At 67.1% G+C, this 2470-nt stretch carries 2 protein-coding genes; one reads left to right on the forward strand and one right to left on the reverse strand.

The features are described from left to right. Positions 1–113: 113 nt before the first annotated feature. Complete coding sequence (locus ACIQOV_RS37305) at positions 114–1355, reverse strand: IS4 family transposase (protein ID WP_401055227.1); 1242 nt, start codon at positions 1353–1355, stop codon at positions 114–116. A gap of 414 nt (positions 1356–1769) precedes the next feature. Here ACIQOV_RS37305 and ACIQOV_RS37310 point away from each other — a divergent pair, with 414 nt between their 5' ends. Then, a complete protein-coding gene (locus tag ACIQOV_RS37310) occupies positions 1770–2177 on the forward strand; it encodes a hypothetical protein (RefSeq protein WP_401055228.1) in 408 nt (135 codons plus the stop codon). Positions 2178–2470 lie beyond the last annotated feature (293 nt).

Consider the following 2470-nt stretch of genomic DNA (forward strand, 5'->3'; position numbering starts at 1 on the left):
GTGGGGGCAGGCTGCTGTGGTGGGTGCGTTTGAGGGCCCAGTTCGACATCTTGCGTTTGATGACGCGGGGGTTGGACCTCAACCGCCGTTCGGGCAGAAGGCGTTCGGTGATCTCAGACAGGCTCCGGGCGGTGGTCCGGGCGAGTCGGGAGGGGGGAAAGCGCCGCCTGGCCGGTGACGTGGCGGCGGACGATACGAAGCGTGCGGGTGAAGGAGATCCGGTCGGGATCGTGCCCGCCCCGCAGCGCGGCCTGGTGCATCAGGCCGCGCAGGGCGTGGTGGACCAGCAGGAATGCGAAGATCTCCTGCTCGACCCCTCGCGGGTGTTGGGAGCGCAGGACCATCCGGGGGCCGCCCTGGTGGTTCTTGATCTCGTCGAGAGTGTTCTCGATCTCCCATCTCTGGGCGTAGAGGGCGGCGAGTTCTTCGGCCGGGGCTTCGGCGGGGTCCAGGATGCTGGTGATCAGCCGGTAGACGGTGCCGTCACCGCCGCGTGGGCCGATTGTGTACTCGATGACCCGCACCCGCTCGGGGTCCGCCCGGCGGCTCCTGTCGCGCGTGGCAACGATCTCCGAGAGGTAGGAGCCGTCGTCGAGCATGGTGACGACCGGCAGCACGACGACGCTCCGCACCCGCCACAGCAGGTCGGCGCCGCCGGCCCGGGCGGCCCGCCACAGGTCCAGGCCGCAGAACCCCCGGTCGGCCAGCACGAGCATGCCGTCTCCCAGCGCCGGGAACAGCCGCTGGGCCAGCACGCTCTCGTGCACGGACAGCGGCGCGACCTCGGCCGCGAACACGGCATGAGTGCCGCACTCGGCCACCGCCGCCACCCTCGCCTGCGGGTACGCGCTGCGGCCCTGTCCGCGGCTGCTGCCCGGCCGCCCGAAGAACTCCGCGTTCGCCGCCGTGTCCGGCAAGTCGAACACCGTGCCGTCCACCGCCACCAGACGCCGGTTCCGGTACCAGGCACCTTCCGTCTCACGGACCGCCACCGGCCGGCAGACCCTCGCGAACAGGACTCGAAGAGGCTCCGGCCCCAGCCGCAGACGGGCCCGGCCGATGGCCGCCGTCGTCGGCACCCGCCAGGCCCTCGCCCACCGGCCCTCCCGCTCCAGTCCCTGGACCAGGAGCCGGGCCACCTCCTCATAGCCCTGCCCGAAGAACAGACACATCGCCAGCACGAAATAGACCACCACCCGCGCCGGCAGCAGCCGGTGCCGCTGCTCGGTCCGGCCGCACGCGGCGACCACCTCATCGATCAACTCGGGCGGGAAGGCACGCGTCAGCACCCCCAACGCGATCCGGTCCGAGAGCCGGTCACTCGCCGGCGACTTCACCTGTCCAGGCCTTGGCATAACCCACTCAACGAGCAGGCCACACCAAAGTCACCGGTATTGCTACTAGGACTTGTCCGGTCGATCATGTGCGGAGCCAAATGACGAGGGCGGCTGCAGATGCAGCAGTTGGGCTGCGGCTGCCTTTTGCGCCATGGTCGGGAGTGGGACACCGGCGGGTTCGTCTCCGGCGTCGAGCTCGCCTACTGAAGCTTCACTGTCAGTCGTCCCAGGTCAGTAGCAGCCCCATTCCCGGGTAAATATATCGGGCGGCAAGCAATGCGCCTGACTGCTCAGGGTGTCCTGCTGAACGGCTTGGAGGCTGGAACTTAAGATCCATTGGAGTGGTCAACGGCCGATAGCTTGTTCATGCGGGCTCGAATCGGTGACATCTCCTCGTGTCGCATTGCCAAACCCGTTTCGAGGAGAGCCGATATGAACGCGTTCAGGAAAATTGTGCTGGGGGTGATGCCCGTCGCCCTCGCAACCGGGGGCTGGGTGGCGTCAGCCGAGCCTGCGAAGAAGCTGCAGGCACTGCCGGTCGTCACAACGTACGCCAAGGTCGATGCTGACGGGAATCTCCTCAGAGCGAATGGCGTCACGGAAGTCGAACATGCTGGCATCGGCCGCTACCTCCTGACGACGGAGAACGACATCAACGCGTGTGGTCTGATCGGCACAGTCAACTCGAATGGCCCCTTCGATCCGGGGCCCGGTAGTGCGTCCATCATGGTCACCTGGACGGATGCCATGCATATTTTCGTCCGCACAGCGACGCCGTCTTCGAGCGGGAGCCAGACTGTCGATGACGACCGCCCGTTCACTGTCATGGTCGTCTGCTGACCGATGCCGGGCCTGGGCCTGGTGGCACTCCCACCAACAGCCGACCACCGGCGACCTCGGCGACTGACATGAACCGCCGCCTTCACCCGTCGCGGCGGGGGCGGCGTGAGGCCCACTCGGCATCCGTCAGATCACCCCGCCCCATGCCCGGACCAACGACCAGACCAACCGAAAGTCACATGATCGACCGGACAAGTCCTAGCCTCCGCGTTTCACGTCGGGCTGGGACCGGATCGTGGGCGGGAATGCGAAAGTGCCTTCTGAACTGGGACGATGAGGCTTGTCTAAGGTCT

This window comes from Kitasatospora sp. NPDC091257, assembly GCF_044757675.1.
In the GTDB taxonomy this organism is placed as follows: domain Bacteria; phylum Actinomycetota; class Actinomycetes; order Streptomycetales; family Streptomycetaceae; genus Kitasatospora; species Kitasatospora lactacystinica.